We start from the raw sequence: 636 nt of genomic DNA, 5'->3' as shown, positions 1-636 counted from the left end.
ATCAGGAGGATTGTATGAGCGAGTACGTACTGCCGGATCTGGACTACGACTACGCGGCCCTGGAGCCGCACATCTCGGGCCGGATCATGGAACTGCATCACTCCAAGCACCACGCCACCTACGTCAAGGGCGCCAATGACGCCCTCGCCCAGCTCGCCGAGGCCCGCGAGCAGGGACAGTTCGCGACCATCCCGAAGCTCTCCAAGGACCTGGCCTTCCACGTGGGCGGTGTGATCAACCACAGCATCTTCTGGAAGAACATGTCCCCCGAGGGCGGCGACAAGCCCGACGGCGACCTCGGGGCCGCCCTGGACGAGGCCTTCGGGTCCTTCGACGCGTTCCGGGCGCACTTCACCGCCGCGGCGACCTCGCTGCAGGGCTCGGGCTGGGCTGTGCTGGCGTACGAGCCGCTGGGCAGGAACCTCGTGATCGAGCAGCTCTACGATCAGCAGGGCAATGTGCCCGTGGGCACCATCCCGCTGCTGATGCTCGACATGTGGGAGCACGCCTTCTACCTGGACTACGTGAACGTGAAGCCCGACTACGTCAAGGCCTGGTGGAACCTGGTGAACTGGACCGACGTCCAGGCACGCCACCAGGCGGCCACCACCGGGGCCTCCACCCTCATCACCCCCT

General features: G+C 65.9%; 1 protein-coding gene. It reads left to right on the top strand.

Annotated features, from left to right (window positions below):
* Positions 1 to 14: 14 nt before the first annotated feature.
* A partial coding sequence (locus FQ377_RS14700; RefSeq protein ID WP_148601900.1) for a superoxide dismutase occupies positions 15 to 636 on the top strand: 622 nt, incomplete at its 3' end.

The sequence above is a fragment of the Arthrobacter echini genome (assembly GCF_008107445.1).
Classification (GTDB): Bacteria; Actinomycetota; Actinomycetes; order Actinomycetales; family Micrococcaceae; genus Arthrobacter_D; species Arthrobacter_D echini_A.
Note: the sequence above shows the minus strand (reverse complement) of the source record. Positions and strands in the feature narration are given on the sequence as shown.